At 38.7% G+C, this 24595-nt stretch carries 19 protein-coding genes; 7 read left to right on the forward strand and 12 right to left on the reverse strand.

Annotated elements, in window-relative coordinates:
- Positions 1 to 175 precede the first annotated feature (175 nt).
- Complete coding sequence (locus PSE72_RS02130) at positions 176 to 652, reverse strand: GNAT family N-acetyltransferase (protein WP_115167286.1); 477 nt, start codon at positions 650 to 652, stop codon at positions 176 to 178.
- Positions 653 to 1070: 418 nt separating this feature from the next.
- On the opposite strand from PSE72_RS02130, the gene PSE72_RS02135 reads away from it, so the two are divergent.
- The gene (locus PSE72_RS02135; RefSeq protein ID WP_217007722.1) at positions 1071 to 2816 is read left to right on the forward strand and encodes an ABC-F family ATP-binding cassette domain-containing protein; all 1746 of its coding nucleotides are present in this window, start codon (positions 1071 to 1073) and stop codon (positions 2814 to 2816) included.
- Positions 2817 to 3042: 226 nt separating this feature from the next.
- Here PSE72_RS02135 and PSE72_RS02140 read toward each other — a convergent pair whose 3' ends face one another.
- The 5 genes from PSE72_RS02140 to PSE72_RS02160 all read right to left on the reverse strand — a co-directional run bounded on the left by PSE72_RS02140 (position 3043) and on the right by PSE72_RS02160 (position 8647).
- Positions 3043 to 3246 (reverse strand): DEAD/DEAH box helicase, encoded by a 204-nt coding sequence (locus PSE72_RS02140; protein ID WP_115167287.1) that lies wholly within the window; start codon positions 3244 to 3246, stop codon positions 3043 to 3045.
- On the reverse strand, positions 3239 to 3790 hold the full coding sequence (locus PSE72_RS02145; protein WP_272690877.1) for a PadR family transcriptional regulator: 552 nt from the start codon (positions 3788 to 3790) through the stop codon (positions 3239 to 3241). Before PSE72_RS02145 ends, PSE72_RS02140 begins: the two co-directional genes overlap by 8 nt.
- A 271-nt stretch (positions 3791 to 4061) precedes the next feature.
- Positions 4062 to 5270, reverse strand: coding sequence for a tyrosine transporter TyrP (tyrP, locus tag PSE72_RS02150; RefSeq protein ID WP_004910783.1), 1209 nt, complete (start codon positions 5268 to 5270; stop codon positions 4062 to 4064).
- 20 nt (positions 5271 to 5290) lie between these two features.
- Positions 5291 to 7231: a pyridoxal phosphate-dependent decarboxylase family protein gene (locus PSE72_RS02155; protein WP_217007942.1), complete on the reverse strand. Its 1941-nt coding sequence runs from the start codon at positions 7229 to 7231 to the stop codon at positions 5291 to 5293.
- Positions 7232 to 7636: 405 nt separating this feature from the next.
- A complete protein-coding gene (locus tag PSE72_RS02160; protein ID WP_213942406.1) occupies positions 7637 to 8647 on the reverse strand; it encodes an NAD(P)H-quinone oxidoreductase in 1011 nt (336 codons plus the stop codon).
- Between the two features lie 364 nt (positions 8648 to 9011).
- Here PSE72_RS02160 and PSE72_RS02165 point away from each other — a divergent pair, with 364 nt between their 5' ends.
- On the forward strand, positions 9012 to 9767 hold the full coding sequence (locus PSE72_RS02165; protein ID WP_004254821.1) for an FNR family transcription factor: 756 nt from the start codon (positions 9012 to 9014) through the stop codon (positions 9765 to 9767).
- A 126-nt stretch (positions 9768 to 9893) separates the two neighbouring features.
- Positions 9894 to 10841 carry a universal stress protein UspE gene (gene uspE / locus PSE72_RS02170; RefSeq protein ID WP_115167288.1) on the forward strand — a complete coding sequence of 316 codons (948 nt, stop codon included), beginning with the start codon at positions 9894 to 9896 and terminating at the stop codon, positions 10839 to 10841.
- Positions 10842 to 10890: 49 nt separating this feature from the next.
- Here uspE and PSE72_RS02175 read toward each other — a convergent pair whose 3' ends face one another.
- Entirely contained in the window at positions 10891 to 11523 is a 633-nt protein-coding gene (locus tag PSE72_RS02175) for a TetR/AcrR family transcriptional regulator (protein WP_109912182.1), read from the reverse strand.
- Positions 11524 to 11694: 171 nt separating this feature from the next.
- Here PSE72_RS02175 and PSE72_RS02180 point away from each other — a divergent pair, with 171 nt between their 5' ends.
- Positions 11695 to 12891 carry an MFS transporter gene (locus PSE72_RS02180; RefSeq protein ID WP_115167289.1) on the forward strand — a complete coding sequence of 399 codons (1197 nt, stop codon included), beginning with the start codon at positions 11695 to 11697 and terminating at the stop codon, positions 12889 to 12891.
- A gap of 126 nt (positions 12892 to 13017) precedes the next feature.
- Here the strand turns inward: PSE72_RS02180 and pntB are convergent, their stop codons facing one another.
- Positions 13018 to 14406, reverse strand: coding sequence for a Re/Si-specific NAD(P)(+) transhydrogenase subunit beta (gene pntB / locus PSE72_RS02185; protein WP_115168283.1), 1389 nt, complete (start codon positions 14404 to 14406; stop codon positions 13018 to 13020).
- Positions 14407 to 14419: 13 nt separating this feature from the next.
- Positions 14420 to 15949: a Re/Si-specific NAD(P)(+) transhydrogenase subunit alpha gene (pntA, locus tag PSE72_RS02190; protein WP_110731915.1), complete on the reverse strand. Its 1530-nt coding sequence runs from the start codon at positions 15947 to 15949 to the stop codon at positions 14420 to 14422.
- A 385-nt stretch (positions 15950 to 16334) separates the two neighbouring features.
- Here pntA and ydgH point away from each other — a divergent pair, with 385 nt between their 5' ends.
- Together ydgH and PSE72_RS02200 are read left to right on the forward strand one after the other, a co-directional pair.
- Positions 16335 to 17285, forward strand: a complete 951-nt coding sequence (gene ydgH, locus PSE72_RS02195) for a DUF1471 family protein YdgH (protein WP_109912180.1) — start codon at positions 16335 to 16337, stop codon at positions 17283 to 17285.
- Positions 17286 to 17638: 353 nt separating this feature from the next.
- Positions 17639 to 18979, forward strand: coding sequence for a basic amino acid/polyamine antiporter (locus PSE72_RS02200; protein ID WP_371021248.1), 1341 nt, complete (start codon positions 17639 to 17641; stop codon positions 18977 to 18979).
- Between the two features lie 282 nt (positions 18980 to 19261).
- On the opposite strand, the gene hrpA is transcribed toward PSE72_RS02200, so the two are convergent.
- A complete protein-coding gene (hrpA, locus tag PSE72_RS02205; RefSeq protein WP_198641168.1) occupies positions 19262 to 23161 on the reverse strand; it encodes an ATP-dependent RNA helicase HrpA in 3900 nt (1299 codons plus the stop codon).
- Positions 23162 to 23375: 214 nt separating this feature from the next.
- Here hrpA and PSE72_RS02210 point away from each other — a divergent pair, with 214 nt between their 5' ends.
- A complete protein-coding gene (locus PSE72_RS02210) occupies positions 23376 to 23975 on the forward strand; it encodes an FMN-dependent NADH-azoreductase (protein ID WP_004910760.1) in 600 nt (199 codons plus the stop codon).
- Positions 23976 to 24055: 80 nt separating this feature from the next.
- Here the strand turns inward: PSE72_RS02210 and PSE72_RS02215 are convergent, their stop codons facing one another.
- Positions 24056 to 24385: a YdbL family protein gene (locus tag PSE72_RS02215; RefSeq protein WP_004910759.1), complete on the reverse strand. Its 330-nt coding sequence runs from the start codon at positions 24383 to 24385 to the stop codon at positions 24056 to 24058.
- Complete coding sequence (locus PSE72_RS02220) at positions 24382 to 24594, reverse strand: YnbE family lipoprotein (RefSeq protein WP_102140371.1); 213 nt, start codon at positions 24592 to 24594, stop codon at positions 24382 to 24384. Before PSE72_RS02220 ends, PSE72_RS02215 begins: the two co-directional genes overlap by 4 nt.
- Between the last annotated feature and the right edge of the window lies 1 nt (position 24595).

Consider the following 24595-nt stretch of genomic DNA (forward strand, 5'->3'; position numbering starts at 1 on the left):
TAACATTTTATCAGCATTTAAGTTAAGTGAAGTTGCCTTGTGTCACAAAAAGGTAGAATAGACAGATAAAAACAATAATAAGGCATTAATTGTATACATTTAATTCAATATATAAAAAATAAAGCCAGTCAATTAGTTTACTGGCTTTATTAATAGCATTTGATTTGAATAAATATTAGCAAGCAAATTCAACTATCGTTTTCTCGTCCATTCGGTAACGAACCCACTCATCTTGTGGTTGCGCGCCTATGCTTTTATAGAAATCAATTGCTGGCTGATTCCAATCAAGCACGCTCCATTCCAGACGCTGGCATTTTCGATCTACGGCTAATTTTGCAATATGTTTCAATAGTTTTTTCCCGGCTCCTGCTCCCCTAAAATCAGGAGATACATATAAATCCTCTAAATAGATACCGCTATTACCTAACCATGTTGAATAACTTGTAAAGAATACGGCATACCCTGCTGGGTGCCCATCGACATAACAAATCAATGCTTCAGTGCTTGAATTTTCATCGAATAAAGAATTTTCGATATCAGCAACTGTTGCTTTCACTTCATGACGTGCTTTTTCGTAATCCGCAAGTTCAATGATCATATCTAATATCAAAGCGGCATCTTGGTGGGTTGCTGACTTTATTTCTACGTTCATTTGGGGGTCTCTTATCTTTTGAATCCTAATTTTAAACGCTACTAACGAAGAACCCAATTCACAGCAGTATTATTCATTTCTTCGGGTATGATATAAGTATCATTTATATCTGTGGATATACTTAATTTAACAATAATAATCAAACAACGCATTTCTGGACATTGTTTGCCAAAGACTATGTTTGCTATGATTATCTCATGGATTAACTTAACAAATATTAAGGAGGCTAATCTATGCTGTTGTGTGATCTTATTGAATACTCACACTTCTTTGGTAATCGCCAGAGCTCAGGCTTTCACAGTTTTATACTGCGATAACCCTGCCTGAGCGAAGCTACTAAAGAAAATCTTCCCTCAGCTTACTGGGTTGTCGTGACGACTATACCCTGGCATTTTTATGCCTAAAATTTGAGTAAGCTATGAGCACTTTATTAACTGTAAAATCACTAAATTACGATACTTCAACCTCGACTTTATTGAATGATATCTCTTTTACCGTTCAACAAGGCGACCGTATTGGTTTAATTGGCCATAACGGAAGCGGGAAAAGTACATTATTGAAGCTAATAACCCAGCAGTTGTTCCCTAATAATGGCAGTATTACTTATGCGAATCACTGTGTTACTGCTTATATTGAACAACATTTACCCGATGATATTGCTTCCTTGACACTGCTTGATGCACTGGTTCAAAAATTACCTGAACAAGACAAAGTCACTGAGCGCTGGCGGGCTGAAGTTTTATTATCAGAATTAGGTTTTACACCTGAACAATGGGAACAAAAAGTTAATGCCATCAGTGGAGGGCAACATACTCGTTTGCTTCTAGGTCGTGCTTTAATTGAGCAGCCCGATTTACTACTACTTGATGAACCAAGTAACCATTTAGATTTACCCACACTTTTTTGGTTAGGTAATTTCTTACAGTCATGGAAAGGCAGTTTCGTACTCGTGTCTCACGACCAATCATTATTAGATAAAGTGAGTAACTGTACTTGGATTTTACGAGATAAATCACTGCATTTTTATCGGTTACCTTGCAGTGCAGCACGGCAAGCATTGAGTGAAAAAGACATCACTGATGCACGTCGTAATCAAGCCGAGCAAAAAGAAATTGACCGTATTACATCAAGTGCCAAGCGCTTAGCTATTTGGGGGCATGTGTATGACAATGAAGCCTTATCACGCAAAGCCAAGCAGATGGAAAAACATATTGTTCGGCTTAAAGATGCCCAAACTGAGTTAACTGAAGGCTATCAATGGAAGCTTGCTTTAAATGGCAAAGCGATTCCTGCAGATAGAGTTTTGGAGTTGGAAAACACTGTTGTTTCAACACCGAATGGAAATCAGTTGTTTAAAACGGCATATCATCAAGTGAAAAGTGGTGACCGTATCGCCATCATGGGCGCTAATGGCTGTGGTAAATCGACACTATTACGTCTACTTTGGCAATGTTATCAACAAGATTTGCGTTATAGCTCGCAATTGAAGTTTCACCCAGCAATCAGTGCTGGTTATTATGACCAACAATTAGAGCAGCTAAATGATAATGATAGCCTACTAGAGGCACTACGTCATTTTGCACCTTTAACCGATGAACAACGAAAAATGGCCTTGATTGGCGCTGGTTTTGCTTATTCACGCCATCAACAGAAAGTAGTAACACTGAGTGGTGGAGAACGCGCTAGGTTATTGTTTATTGGTTTAAGTTTAGCTCAGTACGAGTTGATTTTATTGGACGAACCTACCAATCACCTTGATCTAGAAGGCAAGGAAGCGCTTTGTGAACAAATTAGCTTATTTTCTGGAGCATTATTGGTTGTAAGCCATGATAGATGGCTCATTGAAAATAGCTGCCAACGCTTCTGGTTTATCGATGATAATCGGCTAGAGGAATACCTTAATGTTGATGATATTTATCATAAAATCGAGCTGCAATCCCAGTCATTATTAACGCCTACACTTGGGAGAGATGTCTCTGTTAAATCGGCGATTAAAATTCCTTGTGAGAAACCTGCGCATGAAGATGAGCTACTAGAAACATTACTGATATTAGAGCAAAAGTTACTTGCGGATCAAAAACGCAAACTAAGCCACCAAAAGCCACAGTTACAACAACAGTGGATAAATGAAATAGCCCAAATACACGCTAAATTGGACTTATAACCGATACCCCCTGATGACGCTAAGTGATCAGGGGGCCTTCTCAATAAGTCGTATACTGATATAGGATGATAGTTACAGTTTACAAAATAATTATATGTACCCTAAAATTGACCTTATTGACGAAATAATAGAAAATTGAGTACTGTTATTCATCAATAATGAAAATAATTGAATTTATTCTTTATGCCTTTCGTATGAATAAAGATTTTGTAAACTATCCAAATTATTATTTTATTTTTTGTTTTTTAGCTCGCTTAAAATATGACGTTGGGACATTGGGGCAAACAACCTCTTTAAATTTAACATCTTTATTCGTATTCACAGGCTGTTCATTTTCAGAAGTAACCGGGTAGTTGCTCTGTGGTATTTTGCTTATTTCTTTCATATATAAATGCTCTTTTGCTTGTATAATATCATTCGTTTTAGCCATTTGATTTTCCCTCTGCCACTAACACCGCATTGACTTGCTCAATTCGTTCCACTGCGCGGTTAATGATCTCAACGACTCTTGTTGTCTCTTCTTTTGTCAACTGTTGTATCACGATTTGGTGTCTCAACAATGACTTAAATTTATCTACAGCACATTCAATTTCATTAGCAAATTGATTACCTGCTTTTAATTCCTGTGCATATTTTAATTTTAGTTGAACTTCTGCCAATATTTCAGCTTTGAGTAATAAAAAACAGCGACCTTCTGGAGTAATTACATAACACTTGCGCCCTTTTCCATTATCTTTACCCGCTGAAATAAACCCTAACTCTTCTAATAACGTTAGAGTCGGATAAATTACCCCCGGACTTGGACAATAAAAACCTGCCGTTTCTTCTGCAATTTTTTTTATTAACTCATAACCATAATTAATTTCCCCTGTCAGTAAATGTAGGATATAAATCCTTAACTGTTTAGGGTTAAACATACGACTGACACTTTTACCGTTACACAAACACGGGTCTAGTTGTTGTTCACTTGCCATTAAAACTCTCAGGGTTATTCATTCTAAAACCGATATATCTAATATAATAGTTACTTTTACAAAAAATGCCAGCTTTAGATATATCTGTTTTTGTGCATAACGTGCTAATGATAATCATTCTTATATGGATTATACCGACTAAATACCAATACAACAGTAAAAAATGTGCGGTAAATTGTCTAACTGAGTAAATTATGCAGTAAATTTGAGAAAGGCTTTTAGGAAAAGAACAAGCCAGCCATCAAGAGACGGCTGGCAAGTAAACTGTTTATTAACCAATATTAGGTAATATGTTGAAAACAATACCTAACTGAACTCCTATAACTATAATGCCACAAATAAATACCAATGATAAACCTAATCCACCACCCAATACTTGATATTTCTGTGGGTTCAATGCCCTTGATTTAAATGCCATTGCACTAGGTAGTAATAAAGCTAGTATTGAAAGTGCAATTGCGGCATACCCTAACGCCATCACAAACCCTTTAGGATAAAATAAAGCAAAAACTAACGGTGGTCCAAAAGTCAGTAAACCTGTTTGTAGACGCCCTGAAGCATTATCTTGACGTTTAAATAAGTCTGCTAAAAAGTCAAATAACCCTAAAGCAACCCCAAGGAAAGATGTCGCTAGAGCCAAGCTCATGAACATTTGTGCAATTAACTCTGTTTTTCCTGATTGAGCCACATCCTTAATTGCATCTAATAGTCCATTAAGCCCTGCGTTTTCAGCCAAAATACCAACGAACGTGGTTGTACCAATACTCCCTAAGGTTGCGATTTGCCATAAAATATAAGCAATCAATGGGATAGCACTTCCGATGATAAAAATAACTCGCAGCTTTTTGACATCTCCCCCCATGTATTTAACGATACTTGGGACGCTACCATGAAAGCCAAATGAGGTAAAAAATACTGGTATCGCAGATAAAATGAGAACTTTTTCAGTTGGCGCAGCCAATAAATTTTGTTGCTCAACATGCGGTATCATTAATGCCAATATAATGACTAGGAAAACAATTTTTGCAGCAAATAAAATACGGTTGATAAAATCTACGGATGAAGTCCCGAAACATACAACGCCACCGCCAATGACGGTAAATACAACAATTCCCATCCAATCGGCCATTTCAATGGCAAAACTACTTTTTAAATTTGAAGTAATGATTTCCCCTGCACCACTGACATAAGCCGCTGTCAGTGCATACATAAGGAACATCATACTGAAACCCGTAATAAATTTGCCACTAGACCCTAAATACCGTTGCGCAACACTACCAATTCCCGTTTCGTGGGATTCATGTTGATAAACCTCGACCAAGAGCAATGCTGTGTAACACATCAATGCCCATAACACTAATAACATAGCCAAGCTAACTAAAAACCCATTACCAGCAGCCGCGATAGGCATAGCTAACATACCTGCGCCAATCGTAGTACCTGCAACAATAAATACACTACCAAGTGTGCGATTTTTCATATTGAGATCCTAACAATCAATTAAATATTAATTTTATAATTGGAATGATTTGACTTATTTTCTTGATTAATGAGTTGTTGCAGTTTATCTTCAAAGATATTTTTTAACTCCGCCCAATAGGTTTCAAAATGTGCCCTATCACGCAAGCAATGCGTCATGATCGCTGCCCGTAGTACATAAATTGACCGCACTTTATGCCATTCATTATCAGAGAACTGTGCATCTCGACATAAATTCAATGGATTATCACCATATTCGTTATAAGTTAGCGAAGTTGATGAGGTGAGAAAATCATTAGAATAACTCCGACCAGCTGCATAAGAGCATAATTCATATAGCCGCTTATTTAGCTGATTTTGCTTTTCTAAAGAGGTGTTTCCGATTTCACGAAACATAAAGTTAATCATGTGAAAATCAGGCGTAGGCATAGCAATAATTGAAAATTGACGCTCATCAATAATGAAAGGCTCACATTGATTAATTTTGTCAATCATCCAATTGGCCGTGATGATCCCTGCGGCAATCACTTTTCCATACCCTAAAACATTTAATGGGACTAAGCGATGTGCAGCCCATACCGCTGCGGCGGTTGCGCCTGCTTTTGACCCTTCCATAATGGAAGAGCCAAGTAATACATTCTGCGTTTTTTCTGCTTTACGCTGTTTTTCTTGCACTTCTTCAAATACATAAGCGGCATGGTAAGAAACCAAATCTACAATCCGCTTATCTTTCATACAAATTGCCCCCGCCGCATACGGAATAAACCCCACTTTATGAGGGTCAACGGTAATAGAATCAGCTTGGCTTAATGCTTTAAAACTTTCATACACATCGCGTTTTGGCCACACCATATTTTCAGGGAAAATTCCTTCACTATGATACCGTTGGATTAAATTCTCATACTCCATAAATTGATTTTCTTCATCACGAAACATCGCACAAGCGTATCCCGCATAAGCAGCATCGATATGCACATAAAAAGAAACACCAAAACGTTGCTCACATTCACGTCGTAGCTCAATGACTTCTTTGACATTGTCAATTGCGCCAGTTTCTGTGGTTCCCATAACGGCAACGACCGCTAAAATAGGTTCTCCTTGCTCAATCAATGCAAATACGGTTTCACGCATTTTACACACATCCGTTCGATAACTTGCATCAACGGGTAGTTGCACAATATTCTGTTGGCCTAAACCAAGGATATCCATCGCTTTCATCCATGAATAGTGTTTAGACTGAGGAACCAATAACTTACCGAGTTTTCCTTGCTCTATTCCAACGCCACGACAGGTCAGATCACGAATTTCTTCAAAAATTTGCTGTTTCTTTAATTCGTCAATTAAGTCTAGAACTGTAGGCACTGAAAGATTGAGCAACTCTTTTTCGGTTTTCCCCTTTAGTAGGTATTGGGATTTTGGATGCTGCATAATCGCCAACGGTAGTGTTTTAATATTTCTAGCTACCCATAATCCTTCATAGTTAGCTACTGTCCCACCTGATGTAATATGCCCCCAAGCATGTTGTACGTCATAACCAAACATGGCACATAAATCTAATCCGGCCTCTATTTCTAAAACGGTTGTCGTCGGAGAAGATTCTTGTGCACAATTATTAGGGTTGTACATCATCGCCATAACATAAGCTAAATTAGAAATCATCAGCGTATCTGCATTCATATGGCCCATATAACGTGGAGAGAACCATGGAACTGATGTTGTTTTTAATTTTGAAGAGAGTTGATTAAGAATACCTTCTGTACGATATAACGTATCTCGGTATTCAGGGGCATAGCGGTCAACGGTAGAGATAAGATCAGGGTCTTCTGGATGATAGCTAGAGCGCCAATGCATGTGTTCACTCACTGAATATTCCATCATTTCTTTGAAAAAGACAGCATTTTCAGATTTAGGGCCTAAAAACAATGCATCTACATTCATCTTTGCATTTTTAAAATTATTCATCATTACTACACCTTCAAACTGCAATTAGCAGCCGCTAGTTGCATTTAAGTCACTTAACTTAATATCATTGGAAAGTGCATAACGGGCTGTGTTTATATAAAAGATATCAATATATTAATGATATACATTTAAAAATATCATTTAAGAATTACTTATTGATAAACAAACCGTTAATGGCCAACTTGTTTATAGATATAATCTATTTTTATTAAATTATTAACAAACTAATTGGAATTTCATTCTAATTTGTGGGCAAGCACAAAAAATCAAAATTTAGTTAACTGTAAAGAGATATTTACGCTAAAAAGACTTGATTATGTAAATTATTTGTTATAAACAAACTGGCTTTTACTATTATAAGTAATATTGTAACACAACAGTAAAAACCAGATTAAAGGTTTACATTTAATTGTTTATTAGGACTATTTTACCAACAAGGTCACCTGACTCCATATATTCATGAGCTTCTTTTACTTGGTCTAAAGGATAATATTTGTTAATAACAGGTTTAATTTTACCTTTTTGCAACATTCCCCAAACTTGTTCTTTGAGCTCTTGTGCGATCAAAACTTTTTCTTCAATCGTTCGAGAACGCATCGTTGACCCTGTATGAGTTAATCTTTTTACCATTAAGGGCATCATATTTAACTCTTTAGGGTTACCTTTCATCATCCCAATCTGGATAATACGCGCAAATTTAGCTGCAACTTGATAATTTTTTGCAACATAATCGCCACCGATAATATCTACGACCATATCTACACCTCGAGAAGAGGTATAATTGAGTGTAGCTTTAACAAAATCATCTTTTCTATAGTTAACAGCACAATCTGCACCTAACGATTTTGCAACTTCAGCCTTATCCTCAGAACCGACAGTGGTAATCACTGTTGCACCAAAAGCTTTCGCTAACATAATCGCCACACTACCAATACCCGATGTTCCCCCGTGAATAAGTACTGTTTCGTCTTTTTTTAACTTGCCGATTTGAAAAACGTTTGCCCAAACAGTAAAAAAGTTTTCAGGTATTGCCGCCCCCTCGATGAAAGATAAATTCCCTAACGGTAAGGCGATGTGCTTATGCACTAGACAATATTCCGCATAGCCCCCCCCAGCAACCAGCCCACAAACTTTATCACCTAGCTGCCATTCCGCTACATCATCCGCCTTGCCTACAATAGTTCCTGCAATTTCAAGCCCCATAATCGGTGAAGCATCAGCCGGTGGAGGATAAGATCCTTTACGCTGAAAAATATCAGGACGATTAACGCCCGCAGCTTCCACCTTAACAAGTAAATACCCTGCAGAAATTCTAGGTAACGGTTTATCAATTAATCGCAGCTTTTCTGACCCACCAGGTTCTATAATGTCAACAACTGTCATCGAAGTGGGTAAAGACTGTTGAGTAAGTGTCATTATAATCTCCTTATTGAGGTTAATTTGAAAAATTGATATTCATAAATTTATTTTCGTGTTAAATTAATGCTAATTAGTTTAATATTTCGTGCTCAAGCACTATAATTTTAAGTATTAATTACAATGGTGATATCTGTCATCTTTTTATCGTTTAGAGGGTGAAATTTAATCTATATCAAATTTTATATTTAGTAATCTTCTTTAATTTAGCATTAATATCTAAATTCACTAATTTCTTGCATGTTCTCTGATTGGCTTTTTTGTTTATTAAGTCGATTCCGTCATACATTACTACTTACCAGTTGCATTATCTTATGTTAAAATTGACTCATATCAATAATTTTAACTTGATTGAGCCTTAAATATGATCCCAGAAAAAAGAGTTGTTCGTCGCATCCAGTCTGGTGGTTGTGCTATTCATTGCCAGGACTGCAGTATTAGCCAGCTTTGCATTCCTTTTACGCTGAATGAACATGAACTGGATCAACTTGATAATATCATCGAACGCAAAAAACCAATTCAAAAAGGCCAAGCTTTGTTTAAAGCAGGCGATGAGTTGCGTTCATTATATGCCATCCGCTCAGGTACAATAAAAAGCTATACAATAACCGAAGAAGGCGATGAGCAAATTACCGGTTTTCATTTAGCTGGAGACCTTGTTGGTTTTGACGCCATCATTCATACACAGCACCCAAGTTTTGCACAAGCACTTGAAACATCAATGGTTTGTGAAATACCTTTTGAAACATTAGATGATTTATCAGGCAAGATGCCTAATTTACGTCAACAAATTATGCGTTTAATGAGCGGTGAAATTAAAGGTGACCAAGAAATGATCCTTTTATTATCTAAGAAAAATGCGGAAGAACGTTTAGCTGCATTTATTCTTAACCTCTCACACCGCTTTGCAGAGCGTGGTTTTTCACCAAGAGAATTTAGATTAACCATGACTCGTGGAGATATTGGTAACTATCTTGGATTAACCGTTGAAACTATCAGCCGCCTGTTAGGTCGTTTCCAAAAAAGTGGCATGCTAAGTGTTAAAGGTAAGTATATCACTATCGAAGATATGGCTAAACTAACTGATATTGCTGGTAAAGTTTCGGCAATTACATGCTAATCCCCCTAAACGGGTCATTGACAACGTGACCCGTTTTCATTTTTTTTTCCCAGATTTCTTGCCTATTTAATCTCAATATCATAGTTTATCTATATGGAAATATCCGTGTATCGAGAGGATTTCAATATGGCAAACTATAAAAACCTGCTAGTTGCAATTGACCCAAATCAGGATGATCAACCTGCATTAAGACGTGCTGTCTACATCGTGCAGCGTAATGGTGGACGGATAAAAGCGTTTTTGCCTATCTACGACCTTTCCTATGACATGACAACATTACTGTCCCCTGAAGAGCGTAATGCCATGCGTAAAGGTGTAATAAGCCAAAAAGCAGCGTGGATCAAACAGCAAGCTCATTTCTATCTTGAAGCAGGTATTGATATTGAAATTAAAGTTATTTGGCACAACAAGCCATATGAGGCCATTATTCAGGAAGTTATCAGTGGTGAACATGACTTATTACTGAAAATGGCGCATCAAACCGATAATTTCGAGTCAATTATTTTTACCCCGTTAGACTGGCACTTACTCCGAAAATGCCCTGCTCCCGTCTGGATGGTGAAAGATAAAGTATGGCCAGACCACGGTTCCGTGGTTGTTGCCGTTAATTTATCAAATGAGGAATCTTATCACGATGACCTCAATATCAAATTGGTCGAAAAAACAAAAGACTTAGCAACACGCATTATTAAAGAACAGGAAATTCATTTAGTAAGCGCATATCCTGTTGCGCCAATGAATATTGCCATAGAGTTGCCCGATTTCGACCCGAGCTTATATAACAACGCACTACGTGGCCAACATTTAATTGCGATGAAAGAGCTACGGCAAAAATTTGGGATTGATGAAAAGTACACCCATGTCCGTGAAGGCCTACCCGAGAAAATTATTCCTGACATGAGTGAAGAATTACATGCGGGGGTTGTGGTGCTGGGTATTTTAGGCCGTACAGGGATTTCAGCGGCCTTTTTGGGGAATACCGCAGAGCATGTCATCGATAAGCTAAAATGTGATTTATTAGCGATTAAACCTGACGGCTTTGTCTGCCCTATCACCCCTGCTGATGAAGATTAATTAATCATTTAAAAATTGCTCCCCCTAATTCACTAACTAGGGGAGCAATTCAATCCTGATTCTGTTTATGTTGGCTGGAATTAAGTACTGGCCAAACCTGCATAGCATTAAAAATAACTTGATTCAGCCTTTCAAGTTCAATTCCGTCACACGCTTGGATGGTAAAACCATCAATTACCGTGATATAAAAATCAACGATAGCTTCAATCGGTGCATCTGGTGCAACATCGCCATCAGCAATACCTTTGCGCATACGCTCTAGTAGAATCTCTTGATAGCTCTTACGTTTTTCTTGAACATTTAATTGCACATCTTCGATTTGCTTCGCCCCATTCATTGCCGCAGTAATCAACATACAACCTGCGGGTTTGTTTGGCTGAATTAGCCTTTTGGCGCTTTCGTACATCAGTAATTCAATCGCAATTTTCGCCGTTTTAGCTTGCTTTACGATAGATAAAATAGGGCAAGCTTCATTCATCAAATAATAATCAATACATTGATTAAACAGCGATGCTTTATCACCAAAAGCACAGTAAAGACTAGGTGCGGTGATACCTAGCTCATGAGTTAAATCGCTAATTGAGGTTGCAACATAGCCATTTCGCCAAAAAAGTAACATGGCTTTAGCTAATGCATCTTGTTGGTCAAAGCCTTTCGGCCGCCCACGTTTTATTTGATTCATATTCTCACTTTACTCGCAGTCAACTCACTATGCCATAACTATTTTATAGTGATCGCTATAAAAATAATTGACAGCGCCTAAATTAGCATAAAGAATAGCGTTATGATTTTATAACGATCACTATAAAATTATTTCTTTTTTTGTAAACTACTTCATTTTCATGGAAAGCACATGACAACAACTCATTTTTCTTCGCACAATGGTAACTGGCTTTCACTATTATCTGCAACTTTTGCTTGCTTCATTATTGTTACTGGTGAATTTTTAGCGATAAGCGTCCTGAATAATATCGCTTATGATTTCCAAATATCAACAGGTACAGCAGGGCTTACCGTGACAGTTACATCTATCGCAGGTATGGCATCCTCCCTATTTGTTCCCATTTATGCAAAAAATATCGATAGACGCCAAGTATTACTTTTCTTAGTTGCTCTCATGATATTAGCCAACGCAATTACGGCTTTCGCTTCTAATTTTAGTTTAGTTTTATTAGGTCGTTTCGCATTAGGAATTGCATTAGGGGGTTTTTGGGGTGTTGCTGCTGGCTTAGTCGTACGTTTAGCACCTAAAAACATGTCAATTACCACATCCGTAACAATATTTTTTTCGGCAGTCACATTAGTTACCGTACTCGGCGTACCTCTAGGCGCTTGGCTATCTGATAACTATGGTTGGAGAACACCTTATATTGCATTAGTCATTGCGGGCGCTATCGCATTTTTAATGCAGTATTTTTCTTTACCATCATTAAAGCCGTCCTCGTCTATGCAATGGAAAGAGTTATTATTGATGCCCTCGCACCCAATTGCACGTAAAGGGTTAGTTATATTTACATTGATTTTTTTAGCGCATTTCTCCGCCTATAACTATTTTACGGTGTTCTTTAAACAAACCGCAGGTTTTATCGAAGGGCAAATTTCAGCATTATTACTCTTTTTTGGTGTAGCTAGCGTCGTTGGCAATATACTGGCAGGCTATGTCGGAAAACATAATGTTCGTTATAATTTTGCGATTAGTGCACTTTTATTGGCCTTAGCTTTTCTCGCATTATCCGTTTTAGATTTTAATTGGGCGACCAGTATCATATTTGTTTTTTCATGGGGAGTTGCTGCGGGTATGGTTCCTGCAACAATCAACATGTGGATGCACGTTCATGTTCCAGAATTAACCGAAAAAGGTTCAGCTTTGATTACCTTTATGTTTTTAATTTTAATTACTATTGGTAGCTTAGTGGGAGGATATGTCATGGATAATTTCAATGGCGGAGTTCTCATGATGAGCATGCTCATGATATCAACACTAGCGTTTTTATTAGTGTTTACCTTTGCTCGCGGACTAACCAATTGCGCTAGATTTTGCATCAAATGATACGTTTATAAAATTACACCACATAAATTGATTTAGCTCTTAAATACCAAGAAGGGGTGACTGGTATTAGCCAATCACCCCTTCTTATTTATTGCTAATTTTGAAGTAAATTAACGATTCATTAAATTACAATGCACGTAAGATTGCATCAACGCTATCTTTCGCATCACCAAACAACATTTGTGTATTCTCTTTGAAGAATAACGGGTTTTGAACCCCAGCGTAGCCTGTATTCATTGAACGTTTAAATACAATGACATTGCTTGCTTTCCAAACTTCAAGGACAGGCATCCCCGCAATTGGGCTGTTTGGATCTTCTTGAGCCGCTGGGTTAACCGTATCGTTAGCACCAATAACCAGAACGGTATCAGTATCAGAGAAATCATCATTAATTTCATCCATTTCCAATACGACATCATAAGGGACTTTGGCCTCTGCTAATAATACGTTCATATGGCCAGGTAAACGCCCTGCTACAGGATGAATACCAAATCGCACCTTGATACCACGTTCACGTAGTTTAGTAGTGATATCCGCAACAGGGTATTGCGCTTGTGCAACTGCCATACCATAGCCTGGAGTGATAATTACCGATGTTGAATTTTTCAACATTTCAGCAACTTCCTCTGCAGTGCTTTCACGGTACTCACCCATTTCTTCTTCAGTACCCGTTGAAGAGCCATCTGTACCGAAGCCTCCCGCAATGACACTAATGAATGAACGGTTCATCGCCTTACACATAATATAAGACAGAATCGCCCCTGAAGAACCGACCAATGCCCCTGTGACAATCAACAAGTCATTGCTTAACATGAAACCTGCCGCTGCAGCAGCCCAACCTGAATAAGAATTCAGCATTGAGACAACTACAGGCATATCTGCCCCACCAATTGATGCAACTAAATGCCAGCCAAAGGCTAAAGCAATCACAGTCATGATTAGCATCAAGAAGACTTGTAAGCCCACACTTTCTGTTTTAACGAAAATCACTAGCAGAATAAATGAAACAACTAACGCCGCTAAATTCAGTTTATGGCGATTAGGTAACATCATCGGTTTTGATGACATTTTTCCTGATAATTTACCATAAGCGACCACTGAACCAGTGAAGGTAACCGCACCAATGAAGATCCCTAAAAAAACTTCTGTTAAATGAATGTTTTCCATCACAACATCAGCGTGCCCTTCACTTGCGATAAAGCTGTTGAAACCAACCAGCACTGCTGCTAAACCGACAAAACTATGTAAAATAGCCACCAGCTCAGGCATTTCTGTCATTTCAACTTTTTTCGCTAAGCGAATACCAATCACTGCACCAATAATCATCGCAACGATCATCCAGCCCACATTAGCACTGTGAGGACCTAAAATCGTGGCTACCAATGCAATAGCCATCCCGATGATGCCGTAAGTATTCCCTCGTTGGGAGCTTTCATGACGGGATAGCCCAGCAAGGCTGAAAATAAATAGGATAGCAGCAACTATATAAGCTGCTGTCACAATTCCACTCGACAACATAAGTTACCCCTTACCCTTTACGAAACATTTTTAACATGCGTTGGGTTACAGTGAACCCACCAAAAATATTGATACTGGCGATCAATATGGCGATAAAGGATAAGAAGCTTACCCAGCCACCGCTTCCAATCTGGAGCAAGGCGCCCACGACGATGATCCCTGAAATAGCATTAGTGACTGACATTAACGGTGTATGCAATGCATGAGTGACATTCCACACCACGTAATAACCGACCACACAAGCTAATGCAAATACCGTAAAGTGCGATAAAAACTCTTTTGGCGCTGAATTAGCGAACCAACCAAACAAGATGATGGCTAATGCCATCAAGCCATATTTCAGCGTCGGTGACATCTTTTTCTCAGGCGCTTTAACTTTTTCAACCGATTGCGGTTTCGCCTGCGGTTGAGCAGATACCTGAATTGGGGGGGCAGGCCAGGTGATTTCACCCTGCTTAATCACTGTGACCCCGCGAATAACCAGATCGTCAAAATCAATGTTGATTTCACCGTCTTTTTCTTTGCATAGCAGTTTCATCAAGTTAACAAGGTTTGTTCCATATAACTGTGATGATTGAGTTGGCAAACGGCTTGGTAAGTCAGTGTAACCAATGATTTTTACGCCATTGTCAGTCACAACCAACTTATCTGCTTGAGTTAATTCACAGTTTCCCCCAGTTTGCGCAGCTAAGTCGACAACCACACTCCCTGGTTTCATTGATTCAACCATTTCCTTGGTAATCAATTTAGGGGCGGGTTTACCTGGGATCAGTGCCGTAGTCACAATGATATCGACTTCTTTCGCCTGAGCAGCGAACAATTCCATCTCAGCTTTAATAAATGCTTCTGACATCACTTTGGCATAGCCATCGCCACTACCAGCCTCTTCTTTGAAATCTAATTCAAGGAATTCAGCTCCCATACTCTGAACTTGCTCTTTCACCTCAGGGCGAGTGTCAAAAGCGCGGACAATAGCGCCTAAGCTACCTGCAGCACCAATTGCAGCAAGGCCAGCAACCCCAGCACCGATGATCATGACTTTCGCTGGAGGCACTTTACCTGCTGCCGTAATTTGCCCCGTAAAAAAACGGCCAAATTCATGAGCAGCTTCAACAATTGCACGGTAGCCTGCAATGTTAGCCATTGAACTCAGCGCATCAAGTGACTGGGCACGTGAAATACGTGGCACGGCATCCATCGCCATCACGTTAATTTTCCGAGCTTTTAAAGCTTCCATTAGCTCAGCATTTTGTGCCGGCCAAATGAAACTCACCAGTGTTGCCCCTTCTTTTAACAGAGGAATTTCATCATCCAGTGGCGCGTTGACTTTAAAAACGATATCCGCAGCAAATGCAGTATCACGATCAACGATTTCTGCCCCCGCTTGTTCGTATGCTACATCATCAAAACTGGCTAAATGACCCGCATTTTGTTCTACACAGACAGAAAAACCTAACTTAAGAAGTTGAGTCACTGTTGATGGTGTAGCTGCAACACGCGCTTCATTGGCAAGTCTTTCTCTTGGTATACCAATACGCATAATGTTCCCTTTTTAATGCCTAACGTAATGTTGTTAATAGAGTGTTTGCTAAAATAATGACTATCATCACAGAGAAAAGTCTTATTTTGTGCATAAACAGATTTTTAATGTTCTAATAACCTACTGAAAATAAGCTTCTTGATCCATAATTGATCTCGATTCTTAGACAGTAAATGGAATTCGCAGTGAAAATCTTAGTTTTAGGTCAATAAAATACTGGATACTTTAAAAAATCTGGTAAATTTAACTAGTCAATAATTATTTATTTCTCATAAAAAGAAAATCATGAGACAACGGGTTCCGTTACGTGTAATAATCACGTACATGTGATACAACTAAGATTCAGCATGTTTATAATAAATTGCGCAAGGCGGAAGGATTTTGTATGAAGCTGAAAACTACGGTCATCGCAGCCGCGGTGTTATCATTAACTAGTATAACTGCTACTCAGGCGGCTGTTGAATTGACGCCAAAACAGGCTACTGAATTAAAACCTTATGAGCGTATAACAGTTACCGGGCGCTTTAATGCTATTTATGAAGCATCCGATGCAGTCTCCCGTAGGGCTGATAAAATGGGGGCATATGCCTTTTACATTCAAAGCCTTGATGATGTAGGTGATAGCGGCAACATGCGTGTTGTTGCAGATGTCTACGCAAAAGATGCACCAGAAGTTGGTACACCGAAACGTCGTGTATTCGGTGGTGTTGAAGAAATGTCAAAAACTGACGCAACAGAATATGAGCCTTTTGATACTGTTACGGTAAGCGGTTTTTACCCTTCTCAACCAGACCTCTATGAGGCTATTGCTAAAAAAGCCCTTGAGAAAAATGCAGCCTCGTTCTATGTGGTTCGTAATATCGCAATGAATGATGGTGGAAACACATTAGCAACGGCTTACATCTATAAGAAAGATGCCCCGAAACGACAAGTACTTAATGAAGACGCAGTGGTTCCTGCTGATTCAGAAGCTGGTCGAGCTCTATTAGCTGAAGGCGGTGAAGCAGCTAAAAAAGTACGTATCCCAGGTGTTGCATCTTCTGAAGAGCCAACAAGCGCAGTCGGTCGCTTCTTTGAAACCTCTAGCAGCCAGCCAGGTCGTACTAGTGTGACTCTGCCAAGTGGCTATGTTATTGAAGAAGTGAACAAAACAGCAGCAGCTCAAATGGTTCCATTTGACTCTATTACATTCTCAGGATATTACACCAATACGCCAGAGGTACGTTACCAAATAGCAAAACGTGCTGAAGCTAAAGGGGCTAAATATTTCCATATTACAAGAGAATGGCAATCTAATGGTGGAAGTGTCACTATCAGTGCTGACTTGTTTAAATAACCGAGTATTACGTGATGTTAAAACCAGCCTACTCGGCTGGTTTTTTTGTTTTTATACTTTCTCTTTACGTTATTTATTTTCTTTGGCTCTATTCACTTCCATTCTTTTAAAAAAGTGCATAAAACATCTTTAAAAATGCATACATTGCCATTGCATATCTGTCATTTCGTTCGTAGAATCCACACCTATGAAAACATGCAGTCATTCTATCTGCTTTTTTAATGGCTACTAGTTAAACTAATTATTGCAATGGCATTTTAACGTCATTTTAACTTTTGATTTCTGAACGTTCAGGATTTACTTTGAAAAATACTTTGAGTCTTACCGCACTAACAGCGCTAGTTCTTAGCTCAATGGTTGGCGCCGGTGTTTTTAGTCTCCCTCAAAATATGGCGGAAGTTGCCAGCCCACTCGCATTAATAATTGGTTGGTCAATTACAGGTGTGGGTATCCTCTTTTTAGCATTTGCCCTATTGTTACTTTCCCGCATACGTCCTGACCTTGACGGTGGAATATTTACTTACGCAAAAGTCGGCTTCGGGGAATTAATTGGTTTCTGTTCAGCCTGGGGGTATTGGCTATGTGCGGTAGTTGCCAATGTGTCTTATCTCGTTATCGTATTCGCAGCAATCAGTTTTTTTACAGATACGCCTGATAACATTGTTTTTGGTGATGGGAATACATGGCAAGCTCTAATCGGAGAGTCCATACTTCTCTGGTTTGTTCATTATTTAGTCCTTCGAGGGGTACAGACAGCCGCTGGGATTAATAAACTTGCTACAATGGCAAAATTGGTTCCTCTTGGCTTATTTATTGTATTGGCTTTTTTTGCGTTTAAACTTGATATTTTCAATGCAGATTTTAGTGGTATCGAATTTGGTGTTCCGGTTTGGGAACAAGTTAAAGATACCATGCTGATTACACTCTGGGTATTTATTGGTATCGAAGGTGCTGTTGTCGTTTCTGCTAGAGCTAAAAATCGCCGTGATGTTGGCTTAGCAACAATTTTTGCAGTAAGTTCTGCATTAATTATCTACATTCTTGTTACCTTACTTTCCCTAGGTATCATGCCTAGAGCTGAACTCGCAGAAATAAAAAACCCATCCATGGCTCCGCTCATGGTAAATTTAATTGGTTCGAGTGGTGATATTATTATTGCGGCAGGCCTAATTATTTCCGTTTGTGGGGCTTATCTAAGCTGGACTATTATGGCTGCGGAAGTACCTTATATCGCAGCCCAATATCAATCATTCCCTAAAATATTCAACAAATTAAATAAAAATGATGCACCATCATCTTCTTTATGGCTCACCAATGGTGCAGTACAACTATCTTTGGTTCTTATTTGGCTTAGTGGGAGTAATTACAACACATTGCTTACCATCGCCTCTGAAATGATTTTAGTCCCTTATTTCCTTGTTGGCGCATTTTTAGTAAAAGTGGCTTTTGAACGTCATAATAAAGCATTACTTGCCGTTGGAGCCATTGCCAGCCTTTATGGTTTATGGCTGCTTTATGCATCAGGGTTAATTAATTTGCTATTATCTGTCGTTTTGTATGCTCCAGGTATTTTGGTCTTTTTCTATGCTCGTCAGCAGCAAACCAACCAAATGCCATTAAAAGCGATTGAAAAAATTATGGCGTATGCCATTGCGATAGCCGCTATTCCTGCGCTCTATTATTTGGTTGCCTAGTCTTATATAAAGGGCTTAATTTTTATGTGTAAATTTAAGCCCTAATCTGCTGCAAAATCCTAGTCCCTGGTCGCTTAATAGCCCAATAGTTTTCTATTACCCCTCCTCTTTCAATATTTTTCGCTCTCTTATTTTAGTGAAAATGACTGTTGTACGAACTCGAAAGTTTATATTTTTAATCCCCCTTAGTATGTTGTAACTAAATAAACCAAGATTAACTAAAATAAAAAACGCTTCACATAAACAATATGTGAAGCGCCAATGAGTAAAAAATAATAGTTCTTACAGCTGTTGTGATAAGTGTTCCATCAACTGCATAATGCGTTTATCCGAAATTGGGTATGGTGTTCCAAGCTGTTGGGCAAACAAGCTAACTCGCAATTCTTCAATCATCCAACGAATTTCTTGAACTTCTGGCATATTTCTCTGAATTGGAGATAATTTAACTAGCCATTGTTGCCACATATTCTGAACATGCTCTACCTTACTCATTTGAGCACGATCTCGGTTAGGGTCAATCGCTAATTTTTCTAATCTCCGCTCTATTCCATTTAAATAACGAAGAATATCAGGTAAGCGCTTCCAACCATGAGTGGTCACAAAGCCTTTAAATACCAAATTCGACATTTGTGTTTTTATATCCGATAACGCTATCGCCATCGAAAAATCAACCCGCCCTTTTAGACGTTTATTGATAGCAAACACCGCTGTTAATATTTGTTCAACTTGCTTAGCAATATTAACAACCACATCATTTAATTCTGCACGTGCAAACTCTTTCAGCTTTTCAAACTGCACTTCATCCCATACCGCACCACCAAAATCAGCAATTATTTGGTCGACGCCACAAGCAATACAGTCATCAATTAACTCTAATACCTTACCATAAGGGTTAAAATACAGACCTAATTTTGATTTATTTGGTAATTTTTCATGTAGATATTTAATTGGCGATGGAATGTTTAACAGCAATAACCGACGCACTCCGGCCCACATTGCTTGCTGTTGTTCCAATTCGGTTTCAAATACCTTGATACCAACGCTATTTTTCTCATCGACTAACGCAGGATAAGCTTTAACGGAATATCCGCCTCTTTTTTGCTCATAACGTTGAGGTAACTCGCCAAAACTCCAAATATGTAACCCATGTTGCTCAATACCGTCATCCACAACTTCAGATAACGTTTCTTGCACTTTTTCTTTTAAGCTATTTTTTAGCTCATCAAGATTTTGCCCTTCCGCAACGGCTTTATTTTTGTCACCCACAACACGATACGTCATTTTTAAATGGGCTGGAAGCTGCGCTAATTGCCATGATTCACGTTCAACAGTGACACCCGTCATACGGCGTAATTCACGTTCAAGTTTATCCAATACGCTGCCTTCAGGCTCTGGCACTCGTTCTAAAAATGCAGAAGCATAATTAGGTGCAGGGACAAAATTTCGTCTAATAGGTTTAGGTAGTGATTTGATTAAAGCAACGATTAGCTCATGACGCAGCCCAGGAACTTGCCAATCAAAGCCAATATTCTGAACCTGATTTAATACAGCAAGAGGTATATGTACCGTCACACCATCAGCATCAGTTCCAGGTTCAAATTGGTAACTCAACCGAAATTTTAAATCTCCTTGATGCCAATAGTTAGGGTAATCAAGTGCCGAAACATTGCTGGCATCCTCTTTAATCAGCATACTTTTTTCAAAGCTTAACAGGTCAGATTGTTGCTTAGATGCTGTTTTCCACCAATTATCAAAATGACGGGAAGAAATCACATCATTCGGGATACGTTGGTCATAAAATGCAAATAATGTTTCATCATCAACTAAAATGTCACGTCGACGTGATTTATGCTCCAAATCCTCTACTTCTGATAATAATTTCAGATTTTCTTTAAAGAATGCGTGGCGAGTGACCCAATCCCCTTCAACCAAAGCGTGACGAATGAATAACTCACGGCATAGTAATGGGTCAATATTCCCATAGTTAACCTGCCTTGACGCAACAATAGGTAGCCCATATAGAGTCACTTTTTCGGATGCCATTACCGCGCCTTCAGATTTTGACCAATGAGGCTCACTATAACTATGTTTAGTTAAATGTTCAGCTAAGGGTTCAACCCACTCAACATCGATGGATGCGGCAATTCTTCCCCATAATTTCGATGTTTCAACAAGTTCCGCAACCATTGTCCATTTTGGTGGTTTTTTAAACAACCCCGAACCTGGGAAAATAGTAAAACGTGCATTCCTAGCCCCAGTGAATTCGTGTTTATCGGCATCTTTTTGACCAATATGTGAAAGTAACCCAGCCAATAGCGAAACGTGAATACTTCGAAAATCAGCCTCAGAACTATTAATTGCAAAACCTTGCTCTTTTACCACTTGCCTCAGCTGGGTATATAAATCTTGCCACTCTCGAATACGTAAATAATTGAGAAAATCTTGGCGGCACATTTTTCTAAATTGGGCGTTAGAAAGCTGCGTTTGTTGTTCTTTTAAGTAATCCCAAAGATTTAAAAAGGCTAAGAAATCTGATTGCTTATCATGGAAACGGCGATGTTTTTCATCAGCAGCTTGCTGTTTATCTAACGGTCTCTCCCGCGGATCTTGAATTGATAATGCAGAAACAATCACCATTGTCTCACGTACTGCACCATGTTTACGTGCTTCAATCACCATCCGAGCAAGTCTTGGGTCAACAGGAAGCTGAGCTAGCTGCCGACCTGTATCTGTCAATTGATAGCCTTTATCTGCCTGTTTGTGGGACTTAATTGCACCTAGCTCTTCCAGTAATTTCACACCATCTTGGATATTACGTTTATCTGGAGCCTCTACAAATGGAAACGCGGAAATATCACCAAGACCAATAGAAGTCATTTGTAATATAACTGATGCTAAATTCGTCCGTAAAATTTCAGGGTCTGTAAACTCTGGGCGTGATAGAAAGTCATCTTCTGAATATAAACGAATACAAATCCCATCGGAAACACGGCCACAGCGCCCTTTACGTTGATTAGCTGAAGCCTGAGAGATAGCTTCAACAGGGAGACGCTGTACTTTTGTACGGTAACTATAACGACTAATACGTGCATAACCGGTATCAATGACATATTTGATACCAGGTACAGTTAATGATGTTTCTGCTACGTTTGTTGCAAGAATGATCCGCCGTCCCCCATGAGGATGAAAGATGCGATTTTGCTCACTATTAGAAAGCCTTGCGAATAATGGTAAGATTTCAGTATGACGTAAAGAAAGTTTTGATAACGCATCTGCGGTATCACGAATTTCCCGCTCACCACTCATAAAAATCAATATATCGCCATTACCTTCAACAGATAGCTCATTTACTGCATCTATTATCCCATCTATTTGGTCACGGTCGCTATCGTTCTGATCTCCCATAATAGGACGATAACGGACTTCAACCGGATAGGTACGGCCAGACACTTCAACAATCGGAGCATGATTAAAGTGTTTCGAAAAACGTTCTGGGTCAATAGTTGCTGATGTAATAATAACTTTTAAATCAGGGCGTCTTGGTAATAATTGACGTAAATAACCTAAAATAAAGTCGATATTGAGGCTTCTTTCGTGAGCTTCATCGATGATGATAGTGTCATATTGCAACAGCAATTTGTCATTTTGTAGTTCCGCAAGCAAGATACCATCAGTCATCAATTTGACTTGAGTTGTTTCACTCACTTGGTCACTAAATCGCACTTTATAGCCAACATTTGAACCTAATTCACATTCAAGTTCTTGAGCAAGACGTGTAGCGACTGAGCGTGCGGCTAAACGTCTTGGCTGAGTGTGGCCTATAAATCCTAGGACCCCTCTGCCAAGTTCTAGACAAATTTTTGGAATTTGGGTGGTCTTTCCAGAGCCCGTTTCACCTGCAACAATAACTACTTGATGCTTTTTAATGGCATCTAAAATAACCTCTTTTTTCTGGCTGACGGGTAAATTATCCGGATACACAATTTTAGGCACATTTAATCGTTTAATTTCAACTTTTTGTTTGGCCTTTTCAATATCTATTTTAATAGCGTCAAGTACCGCAGAGCGCGATTTTTCGTTCTGGATCTTTGCAATACCTTGCACTCTTTTCTTTAGTAACCATTGGTCACGTAATGAAGTTTGTCCAATATCAGCGGTTAATGCTGTCAGAATGGATTTCACCTGTTAAATCCTTATCTTTAATAAATTTCAATACACGCTAGCCAATCCACTTCGCAATTTGTAAGGGCTAAATTTCGTTTTTATTTTTAATTGTTATTATCACATAAAAATACCATCAATTTTTTTGAAGAAGGCTATCTAATTTTTTTCCTATCAATCAGTTACACCTTACGTATCATTACCAATAAAGTTTTACCTAAAAATAGAGGAACACATGAGTAAAGTATTACTATTGAAATCAAGTATTCTGGCTGACTATTCACAAAGCAATAAAATGGCAGATTACTTTATTCAACAATGGCAGGAAAAACACTCAGCAGATACAGTAACTGTACGAGATTTAGTCAAAGAGCCAATTCCAGCGATTGACGGTGAAATTTTAGCAGCTTTTAGCCCAAGTGACACGAAAACAGAACAACAACAAGCACATTTGGACCTGTCAAATACGTTGATTGATGAAATTAAAGCTCACGATGTGATTGTTATTGCAGCCCCAATGTATAACTTTACGATTTCTTCTCATTTAAAACATTACTTCGACTTTATCGCTCGCTCAGGGCACACGTTTAAATATACAGAACAAGGTTCTGTTGGCTTATTAAAAGACAAGCGTGCCTATGTATTAACGAGTCGAGGTGGTATCTATAAAGGTACACCAACAGATACCATGGTGCCTTATTTAACATTATTTTTAGATTTCATTGGCATTACAGACGTTGAGTTCGTTTTTGCTGAAGGAACATCGTTAGGCCAAGAGTCCGTTGAACGAGCACATCAACAAGCACAAAACCATATAAATACTATTATCGCTTAAGATATAGTCTTTTTAAGTCATATATTATTAAAACCCAAAGCTACCATTGTTATATTTTGCGCACTTTCTGAGTGCGCTTTTTATTTCTTTTGTAACCATTGGCCATTAATGCCACGCACAAACTCCCCAGGACTTGCCCGTTCTACGAGTTTTTGCCCTGCTATCCTAGCGACCTCATTTGTTTTTAGGTTATTTTTTGCAGCAATTTCGCTGTATCTTTTTTCTCGTTCTTGGTTAATTTGTGCTGCTAGCTTAGTTGCCTCCTGGTTACTCGTATTAATCGGAGCTAAATAGCCCGACAGTGTTTCCCCTAATAGGCCTGTTTCTTTGGCTTCATCAACCGTAATTGCTATCGTCTGAAAAGCAGTCAATAATGAACATAGTGCTAGTACCTTGATAATTCGACTCATTTAGGATTTACCTCACCGAACAAATCACTATTTTCTTTCAATAATTCTTCTACTTGCCTATCCGCTTTTATTTGGATTTCATGTTCAATTTTTACATTCATATTAATATTGATGGGCTTATCCGGTGTTGCGACCTCAACTCGCAAGCAAGCTGATAACAACAATGCGATCGATATAGCTGTAGTGAATTTTAATATTTTCACGTTCATT

Source organism: Providencia sp. PROV116 (assembly GCF_028482485.1).
Taxonomy (GTDB): domain Bacteria; phylum Pseudomonadota; class Gammaproteobacteria; order Enterobacterales; family Enterobacteriaceae; genus Providencia; species Providencia rettgeri.